Below are 16,541 nucleotides of genomic sequence, written 5' to 3' on the forward strand. Positions count from 1 at the left end.
GATGCGACCGAAAAGGGCGGCGTTGCCAATGGCTCGGGTGGTTCGCTCGCCAGTGGCAACGTGCTTGCTAACGACACCGATCCTGATGCCGGCGACACCAAGACGGTCACGGCCGTCAGCTTCGGCGCGACAACAGGCACGCTCGGCACCGCACTTGCCGGTGCCTATGGCAGTCTCGTCCTCGCGGCCTCGGGCGCCTATAGCTATACGATCAACGAGGCCAACTCCGCGGTACAGGCGCTGCGGCTGTCGACCAACACGCTGAGCGAGATCTTCAGCTACACCATGCGTGATGCCGCCGGCGCCACCGCCACGGCCGCGCTGACGATCACCATCCACGGCGCCGACGACGCGCCTGTTCTGGCGGCCCAGACCGCCACCCAGAATGCCACGGTCAACACCGCCTTCTCGTTCGCGTTGCCGGCCGGCACTTTCACCGATGTCGACAGCGGCGAAACGCTGACCTACACGGCAACCTCTGGCGACGGCTCGGTTCTTCCCACCTGGCTGAGCTTCAACGCCGCGACGCAGACCTTCAGCGGTACGCCGACGGCAACAGGCACCTCAGGCATCAAGGTGACGGCAACAGACATTGCCGGCCTCGCCACCAGCGAGACCTTCAATATCTCCACCACGATACCGGGCAACACGACGCCGACGGCGGTTGCCGACGCTGGCGATGCGACCGAGAAGGGCGGCATTGCCAATGGTTCGGGCGGTTCTGTCGCCAGCGGCAACGTGCTTGCTAACGACACGGATCCGGATCAAAACGAAACCAAGACCGTCACGGCGGTCAGCTTCGGGGCGACAACAGGCACGCTCGGCACCGCACTTGCCGGCACCTATGGCAGCCTGCTGATCGATGCGACGGGCGCCTATAGCTACACGATCAACGAGACCAACACCGCGGTGCAGGCGCTGCGGCAGTCGACCAACACGCTGAACGAGGTCTTCAGCTACACCATGCGTGACGCCGCCGGCGCCACCGCCACGGCCTCGCTGACGATCACCATCCACGGTGCCGACGACGCCCCTGTTCTGGCGGCCCAGACCGCCACCCAGAACGCCACGGCCGGCACCGCCTTCTCCTTCGCGCTGCCGGCCGGCACCTTCACCGATGTCGACAGCGGCGAAACGCTGACCTACACGGCAACCTCTGCCAACGGCACGGCACTTCCCACCTGGCTGAGCTTCAATGCCTCGACGCGCACCTTCAGCGGCACGCCGACGACATCAGGCACGTCAGACATCAAGGTGACGGCAACAGACATTGCCGGCCTCGCCACCAGCGAGACCTTCAGCATCAATACGGCCGCAGCGCCAACGACCTACAGCCTGTTCAGTGCCTCCAGCACACCGGCCCAGACGAACCTCAACGATGGCCAGCAACTCGAGCTCGGCGTCAAGTTCCAGGCAAACGTTGCCGGCGATATCACCGGCATCAAGTTCTACCGCAACGCCAACGACAACGGCCAGAACGTCGTCGACCTGTGGACGACCGGAGGCACCAAGCTTGCCACCGCCACCTATTCCGGTACCACCGGCAGCGGCTGGCAGACAGTGAACTTTGCAACCCCGGTTACCATCACCGCGGGCACTACCTATGTGGCGTCCTACCACACGACTGGTGCCTATGTGGCGACCGACGGCTTTTTCACAAGTGGCGTCACCAACGGTCCTCTGACGGCCCTCTCGAGTGCCGCCGCGGGTGGGAACGGCGTCTACAGCTATGGCGGGTCCGCGACCGCGGGTCTCTTCCCGACCAGCACCTTTGATTCGGCGAACTACTGGGCCGACGTGGTCTTCCGGCCGCAACTCGCAGCGTGATGGGTCGGCCGAAGTGAGAGGCCGACTTCAGATGCAATGAATGCAATGCAGGTTCTTGCCGCGGCAAATAGTCGTCGCAAATGCCGACATCGAAAGGATGCCGATGGAAGGAACAAAGAGGCTGCCGGTGACAGTGCTCGCCGGTTTTCTCGGGGCTGGCAAGACGGCACTCCTCAACCATGTACTGGCCAACCGCGAGGGCTTGCGGGTCGCTGTCATTGTCAACGACATGAGCGAAGTGAACATAGACGCCAGCCTCATTCGAGATGGCGGCTCCAACCTGTCGCATACGACGGAGACATTGGTTGAGCTGAGCAATGGTTGCATATGCTGCACCCTGCGCGACGACCTGTTGACGGAAGTGCGGCGACTGGCCGAGGAAGGGCGATACGACTATCTGTTGATCGAGGGAACTGGGATTGCCGAGCCACGCCCCATCGCGGCAACCTTTTCGTTTCGCGACGAAAATGGGATCTCCCTATCCGATTTTGCGAAACTTGACACGATGATTACCGTCGTCGACGCGGCAAGCCTTCTTGCCGACTACAGCAGCGCAGACCTGCTCCGTGATCGTGGCCTGGAGCGTGACAGCCAGGACCGGCGAACCTTTATTGACCTTTTGGTCGATCAGATCGAATTTGCCGACGTCGTGGTGATCAACAAGGTCTCGGACACGACCGAGGGCGTTCGCACCGAGGTCCGCAGGGTGGTTGCGGCACTTAATCCGGATGCGCTCCAGGTGGAGACGGATTTCGGCAGGATTCCTCTCGCGACCGTTCTCGACACCGGTCGCTTCGATGAGGCAAAGGCTGCCGCCCACCCGTTGTGGCACAAGGAGCTCTACAGCCCAGGCACCCATGTTCCAGAGACGGAGGAATATGGGGTGTCGAGCTTTGTATACAGAGCAAGGAGTCCCTTCGATCCCATGCGATTTCGCGCATTCCTGGATGAGCCCTGGGCGGGCGTCATTCGCGCAAAGGGCCATTTCTGGCTTGCCACGCGCCCGCGTCACGTGGGTCTGCTGTCGGCTGCCGGAGTGCAGCGGCGCTGCGAACCGATGGGGCTCTGGTGGGCGGCGGTGCCCCGGCAAGATTGGCCTGTCCATCCGCAGTTTCGTGAACGTCTGGAGAGCCACTGGGACAGCGCCTGGGGTGATCGTCGGCAGGAGCTGGTGTTCATTGGTGTGGGCATGGATGAGACAGGCGTTCGCGGCGCGTTGGACGAGTGTCTGGCCAGTGCGGATCCGCGGGACTGGTCCGCACTCGAAGATCCGTTTCCGGTTTGGTAGCGCGAGCGACACTATTTGCTCGTTGACTTCTCTAATGCTTTCTATGTTCCGTCTGACACCATGCTAAAGAGCGATCCAGTGCATCGGCGATACATGGAAGTCTCCATGGCCAATGGCCGAGCGACGATCTTGGCCTAGCCTTCTGCGGGGAGCCCGGCAACGCCCCCTGGGATTGGGTGGGCAACGTACACCATCAAGACACACCATCTTGAAAAATCGGGTGCAATCGCGAACATCTTGAACATGTACGATTTAGGAGGAAGACGGAGATGCCCGAGGCTGCCGTTGATGACAACAAACGCATGAATTTGCGGGTTTCACCGGAAGCGAAGGCCAAGCTCGTGCGCGCCGCTGCGCTGCGCAACACCGACCTGACCAACTTCGTGACCCAGGCCGCCTTACGCGAAGCCGAAGCCGTGATCGAGGCGGCGGAGGTCGTTCGCCTGACCGCGCGCGATCATGCGTGCGTGCTCGCGCTGCTGGAAAATCCGCCCAAGTCCAATGCGAAGCTGCGGGCGGCAATAGCTGGGTTGCCTGACACTCTATGACGCTGCCCTCCTGGAGAGAGGAAGCCATCGCGAAATCGCATCATCGTCAGTCCTTCGATTGCCGCGACCCAACGAAGAACGACTTTTTCCGACGCTATGCGCGTCAAAGCCACAAACAAAACGCCTCAAAGACATTCTGCGCGATCGACGCTTCTGCGCCCAATCGTGTGTTGGGATCTACACGATCGCCCCCTTTTCCGTGGCACACACAGGCGTGCCGGCGTCGATATGTATGCGCTGCCGCATTCCGCATTTTTGTCTTTTCCAGCACAGCGCACAGCCGAGGTCGAGTTGAGGATCAACTCGACGGCTTCGGTTTTACCTCCGCCTTGAGCGGGCGCAATTCGCGCAAAGGGTCATTTCTGGCTTGCCACGCGCCCGCGCCATTGGGTCGGCTGTTCGGCTGCCGGAGCGGAATGACGGACGTTGTCGGAGACCATGTTCAATTGCCTGTAGGATCGCGATACGACGGGATCTCGCCAGGATCGGCGAACTGAACGTTGTCGTATTCGGATGATCCTGAACATCCGGCGAACCATACCAGGGCGATCGATTAGATCATCGACTTGCAATATATTTAAATGCTATTATATTGGCATTAACTTCCCAATAATGCGATTAGGTGATAATATGTTCACATTTAACATGTCGTCCCCGGTGGAAGTTATTCGAGGCTTGGCGGAAAGAATGAAGCGCCGGCGGATCGAGCACGGACTGACCCAGCGGGAACTGGCGGCAAGATCGAATGTCTCGTACGGGTCGTTGAGACTGTTTGAAGAAAGTGGAAAAATCTCCCTCGAGAGTCTCGTGAAAATTGCCTTCGCCCTTGAGGCCGAGGTTGAGTTCGAGCGATTGTTTCCGAGTCGGCCGCCGCAGAATATCGATGATGTCGTTGATCGTCCTCTTAGGCAGCGGGTGCGCAGGAAATGAAGTTCAAACCAGTCCAGCAGATGAACGTCTATCTGAATCTCGAAGGGAATGAGAAGAAGCTCGGCACGCTCGCTTGGAGCGGCAAGGAACGGAGGGCCTACTTCGAGTACTCGGCAGAGTTTCTCGCAGCACCCCTTTTGATTTCACCATTCCATATGATGGCCGCCACTGGATTGATTGCAGCGCCTCGCGATCCGTTTGACGGGCTCCATGGGCTCTTCAACGACAGCCTGCCTGATGGTTGGGGTCGTCTATTGCTTGACCGCCGTCTCCAGCGAGCGGGCATCGACTATACGCAGCTCACTCCTATCGACCGTCTCTCGGCAGTGGGAAGAACGGGAATGGGCGCGCTGACATACGTTCCCGATTTGCCGGACGATCGGAAACAACCGACCGACGCTGACCTCGACTGGTTCGCTGATCAAGTGGAGTTGGTGCAGACAGAAATGGACGTCGCTGACATCGATAGCTTGCAGGGCGCGCAAGGTGGATCCGCAGGTGCACGACCAAAGATTATGATCGCCTTCAACAAGGCCGAGAATACCTGCGTTTTGGACTACGGCCGGCCGTTGGATCCGGGATTTGAAAGATGGATGGTCAAAGCGCCCAGTTCTAATGATCCGGGGGAGATCGGTGCCGAAGAAAAAGCCTATGCGCTCATGGCGGCAGCTGCAGGGCTGGAGATGGCCGACACCCAGCTATTCGACACCCGGAAGGGAAGGCGGCTTTTTGCAACGAAGCGTTTTGACAGGATACCTGCCGGTAGGCTTCACATGCACACGGCAAGCGGTCTGTTGAATGCCAGCCATCGCGAGGCCTCTCTCACCTACGAGCAACTTCACAAGCTTACCCACATAATGACCCGCGACGCCGCAGAAGTCCTCAAGATGTTTCGAAACATGGTGTTCAATGTATATGCCAAGAATCGCGACGACCATGCGAAGAACCACGCATTCCTTATGGACGGGAATGGTCGTTGGTCATTAGCACCTGCATACGATCTTACCTTTTCGTCCGGACCAGGCGGAGAGCACAGCGCGGCAATAGCTGGGGAAGGTAGAAACCCTGGCATGTCTCACCTCTTGGCGGTCGCCAGAGGGGCTTCGATCTCGGATCAAGACGCTCGGTATGTTATAGAGCAGGTGCGAACGGCCGTAGACCGGTGGCCGCAGTTTGCTGACAAAGTCCGGCTATCCAAATCCCGTACTGCTGAACTCGACAAATTCTTGAACGGCAATCGGCCGGCTCAGACGCTTCGCGTGCACTACGATCGGAATGACTACAGCATTTCCAGGCCAACACGAGCGGCCGAAAATCGTAAGCGATGATGATACGGGTGGCTTCAGCCCCAAGCGTTGAATTCCGCCTATGAGGTGTGGCGGTTGCTACCTTACTGCGAGAATTCGTCGCAATCGTTCAGGGCGATACCGACACTGCACGGACGCTGGAACTTGCTGCTAGTCAAGCAGGCGCTGTGGTTTTTCTTTCTCCGGGTTTTCGCGCGCGACGTTTCGGTGTGAGGTCATTCATACATCGCCGATGGCGAAGGACGAAGCGGACGTCCGCGGCGATGGTTGCCGTTGTCCTCCGGAGTGAGGGCGACTTGGAGCAATGGCGGGAACGCCCACGAAGGATATTCGAGAGGTTCCAACCGAGGCTGAACTGGCGGTGCTTGATAACCCGTCGGATAGTCGGCGGTAAGTCTACGGCGGGTTTGCACCGCTCGGTGGGCAAGGACCGACCCGCGCCTTCAGCGTCTGCTGTGAGGTCTGCCTTTTAAAGGTTTGTGTAAGGGTCGCTGACCTTCGCCACGACCTCGATTTCCGAGATCCGTATCTTGGGAGAATCTAGAATCTGCTCTTTAACTTCCGACTTGCCCTTGACGTTTCCGCAGCTTTTTGGAAATGCTAAGATGTCAGACCAATTTCAGGTCGACTGCCTATAAGAATTCTGGGGAACCATGAAGGCACCACGCAGCGACAGGCCGGTTATCCGGCCGCTTCCGGCCATGGATCGGGCACGTCAGGTGACCGACGCACTGGCCGAGTATGTTCAGAGCGCGCAATTGAGGGCAGGCGATCGCCTGCCGGCGGAGCGCGAGCTGATGGCGGCGCTGATGGTGGGCCGTTCGACGATTCGCGAAGCGATCCGTCATTTCCAGGCGCTCGGCGTCATCGAAACCCGAAAGGGCAGCGGAACTTACCTGCTGAAACCGGTTTCGAAGGCGACAATCCATATGCCGCTGTCGCTTGATACCGGCCATCTGCGTAACGCTCTTTTGCAAACGCTCGAGGTGCGTCGCGGGATCGAGTGCGAGGCCTGCATGGTCGCTGCACGCAAGCGGACCGACAAGGATCTCATCGTGATCGAGCAGAACCTCGACGAGATGGAGCGCGTCCACATAGAGAAAGGCACGTCGGGGCCCGAAGACCTTGCCTTCCATCTGGCGATCTACGATGCCACCCACAATCCGCTTTTCCGCCAGCTTCTCGAGCAGATGCGCGAGACATTCTGGCAGTTCTGGGAGCATCCCTTCGAGCGCGAGGACTTCGCCCGCCGCTCGTTTCCCTTTCACCGCACGCTCTTCAACGCGATCGCTGCCCGGGACGCCGAGGCCGCGCGTGAAGAGACACTGAAGATCCTCGGGGTCGTCGAGGAAGATATCAAGGAAATGTCGAAATGAACAACGGCGCAGACGCGTTCGATCTTGCCTCGCTCATCACAGCACACGACGAAGGAAACTTCGCCGAAGCCGTCGTGCCACCGATCTTTCAGACGTCGCTTTTTACCTTTTCCGACTATGACGACATGATCTCCTCCTATCGGGGCGAAAAGGTCCGGCCGATCTATACGCGCGGCCTCAACCCGACCGTCCGCATGTTCGAGGAGATGCTGGCAAAGCTCGAGGGCGCTGAAGATGCGCTCGGCTTTGCAAGCGGCATGGCAGCGATTTCCTCGGCGGTGCTCTCCTTCGTCGAGCCGGGCGACCGGATCGTTGCCGTCAAGCACGTCTATCCCGATGCTTTCCGCCTGTTCGGCACGATCCTGAAGCGCATGAAGGTCGAGGTGACCTATGTCGATGGTCGCGATGAAGAGGCTGTAGCCAAGGCGCTGCCCGGCGCCAAGGTCTTCTACATGGAAAGCCCGACGAGCTGGGTGATGGAAGCCCATGATGTCGGCGCGCTCGCGGCCCTCGCCAGGAAGCATGGCGTTGTCACCATGATCGACAATAGCTGGGCGAGCCCATACTTCCAGCAGCCGATTTCACTCGGCGTCGATATCGTCATCCATTCGGCCTCGAAATACCTCGGCGGCCACAGCGACGTCGTGGCCGGTGTCGTTGCCGGCTCGAAGGAGATGATCGCCCGCATCAAGGCAGAGGCCTACCCCTATCTCGGCGGCAAGCTCTCGCCGTTTGACGCATGGCTTCTGATCCGTGGCCTGCGCACATTACCGATCCGTATGCGAGCGCATGAGGCGGCCGCGATGACGATCGCCAGGCGCCTGCAGGAACTCGACGTGGTGGAGACCGTCTGCCATCCGGGCCTTGCCAACCGGCTTCCGGCTGGCCTCAACGGCACGTCGGGCCTGTTTTCCTTCATATTCCGCGAGGGCGTCGATATCCGCGCCTTCGCCGATCACCTCAAGCTCTTCAAACTGGGAGTGAGCTGGGGTGGGCATGAAAGCCTGATCGTACCAGGCGAGGTCGTCCTTCAGCAGAAGGCGCAACCGAATTCCGCGCATACCTTCGGGATCCATGCGCGGTCAGTACGCCTTCACGTCGGCCTCGAAGGAACTGAGGCGCTGTGGAAGGACATCGAGGCGGCATTGGCGGTCGCCTCTTGAGTTGACAACCTGAAAAACCTGAAAAGGGGGAGCAAGCATGAAAAGACTGATCACCGCCACTCTACTCGCCACGATGATGGCCGGTACGGCGCTCGCCGATACCACGCTGAAACTGGTCGAGGTCATCACCAGCCCCGAACGAACCGAGACCCTGAAATCGATCGTCGGCAAGTTCGAGGCCGCAAACCCCGGCACCAAGGTCGACATCATCTCGCTGCCCTGGAACGAAGCCTTCCAGAAGTTTGCGACCATGGTCTCGGCCGGCGACACGCCAGACGTGATGGAAATGCCCGACACCTGGCTTTCGCTCTATGCCAACAACGGCATGCTCGAAAGCCTCGAGCCCTACCTTGCCAAGTGGGAGCACACCAAGGGCCTGACGCCGCGCGCCCTTGAACTCGGCCGCGACGTCAAGAACACCGCCTACATGCTGCCCTACGGCTTCTACCTGCGTGCGCTGTTCTACAACAAGAACCTCTTCAAGGAAGCCGGCGTTTCCGAGCCGCCGAAGACGCTTGACGATTTCGTCGCAGCTTCCGAAAAGGTCTCCAAGCTCCCGGGCAAGTCCGGTTACTGCCTGCGCGGTGGTCCGGGCGGCCTGAACGGCTGGGTGATGTTCGGCGCGACGATGGCGGGCTCCAACAAGTTCTTCAACGAGGACGGCACCTCGACCATGAACAGCGAAGGCTGGGCAAAGGGTCTCGAATGGGTTGTCGATCTCTACAAGAAGGGCCTGACGCCGAAGGACAGCGTCAACTGGGGCTTCAATGAAACCGTCGCCGGCTTCTACTCAGGCACCTGCGCGATGCTCGACCAGGATCCGGACGCGCTGATCGCGGTTGCCCAGCGCATGAAGCCGGAAGATTTCGGCGTCACCAAGATGCCGGTCGGCCCGAGCGGCAAGGGCTTCACGACTATCGGCTTTGCCGGCTGGTCGATGTTTAACACCAGCCAGAACAAGGATCTCTCCTGGAAGCTGATCGAGACACTTGAATCGCCTGAGGGCAACATCGAGTGGAACAAGCGGACGGGCGCACTTCCGGTTCATACTTCTGCCGAGAAGGATCCCTTCTATGCGGGCGATCAGTTCAAGGGTTGGTTCGAGGAGCTGGCCGATCCGAATATCGTTCCGACCGTGATGCCGACCTACCTCGAAGAGTTCGCCTTCTTCAAGGATTCGCTCGCGATCAAGACGACCCAGCAGGCGCTTCTCGGCGACATCACGCCGAAGGAACTGGCTGACCAGTGGGCAGATTATCTGACCAAGGCACAGCAGAAGTTCCTCGCCAAGAAGTAACGGACCACCGGCGGCGGACCTGTCCGCCGCCTCCTTCCCTGTCTTGCGACGGCGCAACAAGCGCCGCAAAACGGATTTTGTCTGATGACCATGACTGCCGATACGCTGGAAAGGCGCCAGGACCGACGCCCCTGGCTGAAGCGCGTCGCCGATGCCTCCGAACCCTATCTCTACAGTGCGCCATCGCTGGTCCTGATCATTGCGGTGATGCTGGTGCCACTGGTGATCGGGGTGTCCTACGCGTTTCGTGACATCCAGCTGCTCAATCCCTTTTCGGGCGGCTTCATCGGGCTCGACCATTTCCGTGCACTCTCGCAAGATGCCGCTTTTTACGGTGCCTTGAAGAATACGCTGTTGTGGACGGGCGCCTCCGTCCTGCTGCAGTTCATCTTCGGCCTCATCCTCGCGCTTCTGCTCGACAAGCCGTTCTGGGGCAGGGGCGTCGTGCAGGCTCTGGTCTTTCTGCCCTGGGCTGTCCCATCCTTCCTCGCCGGTCTGAACTGGGCCTGGCTATTCAATCCCGTGATCGGGCCAATCCCGCACTGGCTGTTTGCGCTGGGGCTGATGAGCGAGCCTGCCAACATCCTCTCCGATCCGCAACATGCGATGTGGGGACCGATTATCGCCAATGTCTGGTGGGGCATCCCGTTCTTCGCGATCACCCTGCTTGCCGCACTGCAGGCGATCCCGCGCGATCTCTATGAGGCAGCCTCCATCGACGGCGCCGGCTGGTTCCAGCGGTTTCGTTCGATCACCTTGCCCTTCCTCGCGCCGACGATTGCCATCACCGTGCTGCTGCGCACCGTCTGGGTCTCCAACTTCGCCGACCTGATCGTCGTCATGACCGGCGGCGGACCGGCCGACCGGACGCAGATCGTCGCGAGCTACATCTTCACGCAGGCCTTCAAGCGCCTGGACTTCGGCTATGCCTCGGCAATAGCACTGGTGCTGCTCGTCCTGCTGCTCGCCTACTCGATGCTGATCATCCTGCTGCGGCAGACCCTGCTGAACAAGGATTGATGCCATGAAGCGATCCCTTCTCCCCACCATCGCGCATCGCCTGGCCATTCTCTGCTACATCATCTTTGCGCTGTTTCCGCTGTTCTGGCTCCTCAAGGTGTCGGTGACGCCGAACGACCTGCTCTATACGGAAGGCGTCCGGATGTGGCCTTCACGGACGACCTTTGAACATTATTCCTTCGTCATCCAGCACAGTGCCTTCCCGACCTTCTTCAAGAACAGCCTGATCGTGTCGGCCTCGACCGCCGTCGTCGTGACAATCTGCGCTTCGCTTTCGGGCTATGCGCTGTCGCGCTTCAACTTCCGGGCGAAGTACTGGATCGTCGCCTTGATGCTGCTGACGCAGATGTTCCCGCTTGTCATGCTGGTTGCGCCGATCTTCAAGATCTTGACGCCACTGCACCTGACAAACAGCCTGACTGGTCTCGTCGTCGTCTACACCGCCTTCAACGTGCCCTTTGCCACCTTCCTGATGCAGTCGTTCTTCGACGGCATTCCGAAGGATCTCGAGGAGGCAGCGATGATCGACGGCGCAACGCAGTTTACGGCCTTCCGGCAGATCATCCTGCCGCTGACGTTGCCCGGCATCGCCGCGACGCTCGGCTTTGTCTTCACCGCTGCGTGGAGCGAACTGCTCTTTGCCCTCATGCTGATCAACGGCAACGACGCGGCGACCTTCCCGGTCGGGCTTTTGACCTTCGTTTCCAAATTCTCCGTGGATTTCGGGCAGATGATGGCGGCGGGCGTGCTCGCGCTCATCCCGGCCGGTCTCTTCTTCCTGCTCATCCAGCGTTATCTCGTCCAGGGCCTGACGGCCGGCGCGGTCAAGGGTTAATCAAAATGGCATCGATCGATATCCAGAACGTCAAGAAGGCCTATGGCCCCGTCAAAGTGCTGCATGACGTCGACCTCAGGATCAAGGACGGCGAGTTCGTCGTGCTTGTCGGCCCGTCGGGCTGCGGCAAGTCCACCCTGCTGCGCATGATCGCTGGCCTCGAGGACGTTACAGGCGGCGAGATCCGCATTGCCGGCAATCGTGTCAACGAGCTGCATCCGAAGGACCGCGACATCGCCATGGTGTTCCAGTCCTACGCGCTCTATCCGCACATGAATGTCGCCGGCAACATGAGCTACAGCCTGAAGCTTCGCAAAACCGCCAAGGACAAGATCGCCAGCGCCGTCGGTGCTGCCGCCTCAAAACTCGGCCTCGACCCGTTGCTCGAACGCCGGCCGAAGGCGCTTTCGGGCGGCCAGCGCCAGCGCGTCGCCATGGGCCGTGCCATCGTGCGCCAGCCGAAAGCCTTCCTCTTCGATGAGCCGCTGTCGAACCTCGACGCGCGCCTGCGCGAACAGATGCGCGCGGAAATCAAGAAACTGCATGGCGACCTGAAGGCGACCTCGATCTATGTCACCCACGATCAGATCGAGGCGATGACGCTCGCTGACAGGATCGTCGCCATGCATGGCGGCGTCGTGCAGCAGGTCGGCAGCCCGCTTGAACTCTACGATACTCCCGCCAACCTCTTCGTCGCCGGCTTCATCGGCTCGCCAGGCATGAATTTCCTGGACGCGACCTATACAGACGGCGGGGTCCGCCTGAAGGACGGAACGGTTGTCCCGCTCGCTGCGCCGCTATCGCTGACAAACGGTGCCAAAGTCACGCTCGGCATTCGTCCGGAGCATGTTGTGATTGCCAGCGAAGGCGGTCTGAACGCGAACGTCGAATTGGTCGAGCCGACCGGTTTCGGCATCATCCTGCACCTGTCGCTGCACGGCCTGCCATTCAAGATCTTCACGCTCGACCGGGCCGCGTTGACATCCGGCCCGACAATCAACGTCTCGTTCCCCGCGCAGCATCTGCACGTCTTCGATGCCGATGGAACCAGGGCGAAGTAGGGCGAACAGCCTCAGCCGTGGGCGAGGCTGCCGCGCAGAACGGCGTTATCGAGGTCCGGCCTCGGCGTCGGAATGGCGACTGGTATCACCGCGTCGGTGCTGACAGGCACGACAGCTTCCGTCGGTGCCGGAGCAGTGGGTTCCGTTCCCAAGGTCGCCACCGCCCCGGGCATCGGGATCGGCACAGGGACCGTCGTCGGAACAAGCGCCTCGAACTGCACCGGCATCCTGCTGCGGCCCGGCAGATAGTTCATCGCAACTTCATATGCGGGCAAGGGTGCTGGCGTCTGCAGCTCGCCGTCCCGGCCACGCTTCTCGTAGAACGCATTGCCGCCGGCAATCGTCACGTAGTGCATGTTGCGATATGGAAACGACAGACCGTCCGTGTGAAAGAACATCGCGTCCTTGACGCCCGGATGCCGTTCGCCACGCAAGATTGCGTCAGCGGCGTCTGCCAGTTCAACCTCGGCCACAGGCTCGACTTCGCGCGTCATCACGCCAGGTGCAAACTGCCTCTGTTGGGCAACGACACCGCAGATTGAATCGGGATAGGCGCCCGACGTCAGACGGTTCATGACCACGGTTCCGACCGCCATGTAGCCGTCGCGATCAGAATGCTCGGATTCGAAGTACATTGCCCGCTTCAGGCAATCGCGATCCTTGGCCGTATAATTGAAGGTAACTTTGGATGATTGCGCCGCGTGCGCCGCATTCCTGGGCTTGGTGGCGTCGCTCACCACCTTCGAAGCCGGTTGCTGTGCGGTCGTGCAGCCTGCAGCAGCCACGCCCGCGAGCAAAATCCCGGCGAGAGATTTTCCCAACGATGTATGCGCCCTCAATGTCAGGTGCCCCCTATTTAGAGTAGTAAGCCCTTCTCGATTAAGTGATCGCTTTTTTACCTTCGTTTCAGGTAAATTTCAAACCCAATTAGTATCACAATTTGATTTGGCCGCCTTTTGCCCGGCTGCACAGGCTGATTCGCACCCCCGCCATCCACTGAAATGAAAGAGATCTTCCATCGCAGGTGATGGCCACCAGGCGGATGCAACCACCGAAATCGGCCCGCGCAGCATGCTGATTCGTGCCGCTATCGGCCGCGTGGACCCGTCACTATAAAACCGGCCGGAACAACTTCCACCGTGTCGGTCTGAAGGCGATTCGCGTGCGATCGAGCGCCCCTGCCTGCGAAGGCGACAGTTCGAGTTCGATGGGCGGATGTCCCTTGCCGATGTCGACCTCGATGTGGCGCGTGCCGGCAACGCGCCGGCTTGTCGTCAGCAGACCGGCGATGCAGCCGCCGCAGCCGTCCCGCAACTCGATATCGTGCGGCCGGAAGTAAAGCTGGGCGTCTCCATCCGCTTCGCTCTCGACCTTCAGCCCGAGCGGCCGGTCCTCGAACCAGATCTCGCCGCCATTGACCCGCACCTCGAGACAGTTCGACTGTCCGACAAAGCCAAAGACGAAGGGCGAGTTCGGGTTGTCGTATACCTCGTCGGGTGTTCCGATCTGCTCGATCGCGCCCTGGCTCATGACGACCACGCGGTCGGCAAGCTCCATTGCCTCGTCCTGGTCGTGCGTGACGAAGACGGTGGTGTGGCCGGTGCGATCATGGATCTCGCGCAGCCATTTGCGCAGGTCCTTGCGCACCTGGGCGTCGAGCGCGCCGAAGGGCTCGTCAAGCAGAAGCACGTTCGGCTCAACCGCCATGGCACGCGCAAGCGCCACGCGCTGACGCTGGCCGCCGGAAAGCTGGGCCGGATAGCGCTTCTCCAGGCCGGAGAGCTGAACGAGGTCGAGAAGCTCCAGAGCCCGCCTGCGGATCTCAGCCTTGGGCGGGCGCCGCTTACCATCGCGCACTTTCAGGCCGAAGGAGACATTGTCGAGCACGGTCATATGCCTGAAGAGGGCATAATGCTGGAACACGAAGCCGATATTGCGCTGCTGCACGGTCTTTTTCGACGCATCCTCGTCGCCGAAATAGATCGACCCTTCTGTCGGGCTCTCGAGACCGGCAATAAGACGCAGCAAGGTCGTCTTGCCGGAACCAGAGGGTCCGAGCAGCGCAATCAGTTCACCGGAATGTATGTCGAGCGAGACGTCGTGCAGCGCCGGAAAGCGGTCGAATTCCTTGCGCAGGTTTTGTACGCGAACTTCCATTCTAATTCCTTCAGTGCCGTCGGCTGGCGGCGATTTCTTCACTGTATCGCATCTCGAGCAGCGTCTTTAAAACAAGGGTCACGAGCGCAAGCAAGGCAAGCAGGGTGGCGACGGCGAACGCGCCGGTGAAATTGTACTCGTTATAGAGAATTTCCACCTGCAGCGGCATGGTGTTCGTCTGTCCCCGGATGTGACCGGAGACCACGGAAACGGCGCCGAACTCGCCCATGGCGCGGGCGTTGCAGAGCAGCACGCCGTAGAGCAGACCCCATTTGATGTTCGGCAAGGTCACATGCCAGAAGGTCTGCCAGCCACTGGCCCCGAGCGATATCGCCGCCTCTTCGTCACCCGTGCCCTGTTCCTGCATCAGGGGGATCAGCTCGCGCGCCACGAAGGGAAAGGTGACGAACATGGTCGCGAGAATGAGCCCCGGAACGGCAAACAGGATCTTGATGTTGTAGGCGCTCAGCCAATGACCAAGATAGGTATTGGCACCAAGCAACAGGACGAAGACCAGGCCCGAAATGACCGGCGAGACCGAGAAGGGCAGGTCGATCAGCGTTGTCAGAAGAGCCTTGCCCTTGAACTCGAACTTGGCAATCGCCCAGGCGGCCGCCACTCCAAAAGACAGGTTGAGAGGCACGCTGACACCCGCGACGATGAGGGTCAGGCGAATGGCGGAAAAGGTCTCCTCGTCCTGGAGCGCCTCGAGGAACGGTCCGGCGCCCTTGCGGAAGGCTTCGACGAAAACGGCTGCCAGGGGCAGAAGCAGGATCAGCGTCAGGAAAGTGAGAGAGACAAGGATCAGCGTCCACCGCGCGAACCGGTGCTCGGTAACGGCGGAGCGCACCTTTGTCGGAGCGACGGTATCAAGTGCCATAACCATATCTCCGTCTGCTCCAGCTCTGGATGAGGTTGATGATCAGCAACATGGCAAACGAGATGACCAGCATCACGGCCGCGATGCCCGTCGCAGCTGCATAATTGTATTCTTCGAGCTTGATGACGATCAGAAGCGGCGCAATCTCCGACCGGAACGGAAGATTGCCGGCAATAAAGATCACCGAGCCATACTCGCCGACGCCGCGGGCGAAGGCGAGCGCAAAACCCGTCAGGACAGGTGGGGCAAGGCCCGGCAGCAAAACGCGGAAGATCGTCTGCAGACGCGTGGCGCCAAGCGTTGCGGCAGCTTCTTCCACCTCCTTGTCGATCTCCTCCATGACGGGCTGGACCGTCCGCACGACGAAGGGAAGGCCGACGAAGACCAGGGCAATGACGATACCAAGCGGCGTGAAGGCGATCTTGATGCCGAGTGGTGTCAGGAACTGGCCGATCCAGCCATTCGGCGCATAAAGTGTTGCGAGCGCAATACCGGCCACGGCGGTCGGCAATGCAAACGGCAAATCGACCATGGCATCTATGATGCGCTTGCCAGGGAAGCGGTAGCGCACGAGCACCCAGGCCAGAACCACGCCGAAGGCGGCATTGAGGCAGGCGGCTGCGAAGGCGGTTCCAAAGCTGATGCGAAGAGCACTCAGCGTTCGAGGATCGAAGGCGATGGCCAGGAATTTTGTCCAGCCGAGCTCGCTCGACCGCCAGGCAAGGCCCGAAAGCGGAATGAGGATCAGAAGGGTGAGCCAGGTCAAGGTAAGGCCGAGCGCCATTCCAAAGCCTGGAATGACGCTCGGCCGTCTGAACCGCCACCGCGTGGGGCTATATGATTTCATGCGAC

15 protein-coding genes are annotated in these 16,541 nt (G+C 60.3%); 11 read left to right on the top strand and 4 right to left on the bottom strand.

Annotation, left to right across the window (positions count from 1 at the left end):
* The 11 genes from C934_RS0103995 to C934_RS0104045 form a co-directional block, all read left to right on the top strand.
* On the top strand, nucleotides 1-1,827 hold a 1,827-nt coding region (locus tag C934_RS0103995), incomplete at its 5' end, for a DUF4082 domain-containing protein (RefSeq protein WP_018855405.1).
* 103 nt (nucleotides 1,828-1,930) lie between these two features.
* Nucleotides 1,931-3,115, top strand: coding sequence for a GTP-binding protein (locus C934_RS0104000; protein ID WP_037089261.1), 1,185 nt, complete (start codon nucleotides 1,931-1,933; stop codon nucleotides 3,113-3,115).
* 215 nt (nucleotides 3,116-3,330) lie between these two features.
* Nucleotides 3,331-3,663, top strand: coding sequence for a type II toxin-antitoxin system TacA family antitoxin (locus C934_RS0104005; protein WP_272481243.1), 333 nt, complete (start codon nucleotides 3,331-3,333; stop codon nucleotides 3,661-3,663).
* 630 nt (nucleotides 3,664-4,293) lie between these two features.
* Complete coding sequence (locus C934_RS0104010; RefSeq protein WP_245267903.1) at nucleotides 4,294-4,593, top strand: helix-turn-helix domain-containing protein; 300 nt, start codon at nucleotides 4,294-4,296, stop codon at nucleotides 4,591-4,593.
* Nucleotides 4,590-5,921, top strand: coding sequence for a type II toxin-antitoxin system HipA family toxin (locus tag C934_RS0104015; RefSeq protein ID WP_018855409.1), 1,332 nt, complete (start codon nucleotides 4,590-4,592; stop codon nucleotides 5,919-5,921). Before C934_RS0104010 ends, C934_RS0104015 begins: the two co-directional genes overlap by 4 nt.
* Before the next feature lie 632 nt (nucleotides 5,922-6,553).
* Nucleotides 6,554-7,276, top strand: a complete 723-nt coding sequence (locus C934_RS0104020; protein ID WP_018855410.1) for a FadR/GntR family transcriptional regulator — start codon at nucleotides 6,554-6,556, stop codon at nucleotides 7,274-7,276.
* Entirely contained in the window at nucleotides 7,273-8,439 is a 1,167-nt protein-coding gene (locus C934_RS0104025) for a PLP-dependent transferase (RefSeq protein ID WP_018855411.1), read from the top strand. The genes C934_RS0104020 and C934_RS0104025 overlap by 4 nt, the downstream gene beginning before the upstream one ends.
* A 37-nt stretch (nucleotides 8,440-8,476) precedes the next feature.
* Complete coding sequence (locus C934_RS0104030) at nucleotides 8,477-9,736, top strand: ABC transporter substrate-binding protein (RefSeq protein WP_018855412.1); 1,260 nt, start codon at nucleotides 8,477-8,479, stop codon at nucleotides 9,734-9,736.
* 84 nt (nucleotides 9,737-9,820) lie between these two features.
* On the top strand, nucleotides 9,821-10,756 hold the full coding sequence (locus tag C934_RS0104035; protein WP_018855413.1) for a carbohydrate ABC transporter permease: 936 nt from the start codon (nucleotides 9,821-9,823) through the stop codon (nucleotides 10,754-10,756).
* Between the two features lie 4 nt (nucleotides 10,757-10,760).
* Entirely contained in the window at nucleotides 10,761-11,591 is an 831-nt protein-coding gene (locus tag C934_RS0104040; RefSeq protein WP_018855414.1) for a carbohydrate ABC transporter permease, read from the top strand.
* A gap of 5 nt (nucleotides 11,592-11,596) precedes the next feature.
* Nucleotides 11,597-12,652, top strand: a complete 1,056-nt coding sequence (locus C934_RS0104045; RefSeq protein ID WP_018855415.1) for an ABC transporter ATP-binding protein — start codon at nucleotides 11,597-11,599, stop codon at nucleotides 12,650-12,652.
* 11 nt (nucleotides 12,653-12,663) lie between these two features.
* Here C934_RS0104045 and C934_RS0104050 read toward each other — a convergent pair whose 3' ends face one another.
* From C934_RS0104050 to cysT, 4 genes are all read right to left on the bottom strand, one after another.
* Nucleotides 12,664-13,491 (bottom strand): cell wall hydrolase, encoded by an 828-nt coding sequence (locus C934_RS0104050; protein WP_026371538.1) that lies wholly within the window; start codon nucleotides 13,489-13,491, stop codon nucleotides 12,664-12,666.
* Nucleotides 13,492-13,762: 271 nt separating this feature from the next.
* Nucleotides 13,763-14,809 (bottom strand): sulfate/molybdate ABC transporter ATP-binding protein, encoded by a 1,047-nt coding sequence (locus C934_RS0104055; protein WP_018855417.1) that lies wholly within the window; start codon nucleotides 14,807-14,809, stop codon nucleotides 13,763-13,765.
* Between the two features lie 10 nt (nucleotides 14,810-14,819).
* Nucleotides 14,820-15,689, bottom strand: coding sequence for a sulfate ABC transporter permease subunit CysW (cysW, locus tag C934_RS0104060; RefSeq protein WP_018855418.1), 870 nt, complete (start codon nucleotides 15,687-15,689; stop codon nucleotides 14,820-14,822).
* Nucleotides 15,679-16,536, bottom strand: a complete 858-nt coding sequence (gene cysT, locus C934_RS0104065; RefSeq protein ID WP_026371539.1) for a sulfate ABC transporter permease subunit CysT — start codon at nucleotides 16,534-16,536, stop codon at nucleotides 15,679-15,681. Before cysT ends, cysW begins: the two co-directional genes overlap by 11 nt.
* Nucleotides 16,537-16,541: the final 5 nt, after the last annotated feature.

It is taken from the genome of Rhizobium sp. 42MFCr.1 (genome assembly GCF_000377185.1).
GTDB classification, from domain to species: Bacteria; Pseudomonadota; Alphaproteobacteria; order Rhizobiales; family Rhizobiaceae; genus Rhizobium; species Rhizobium altiplani.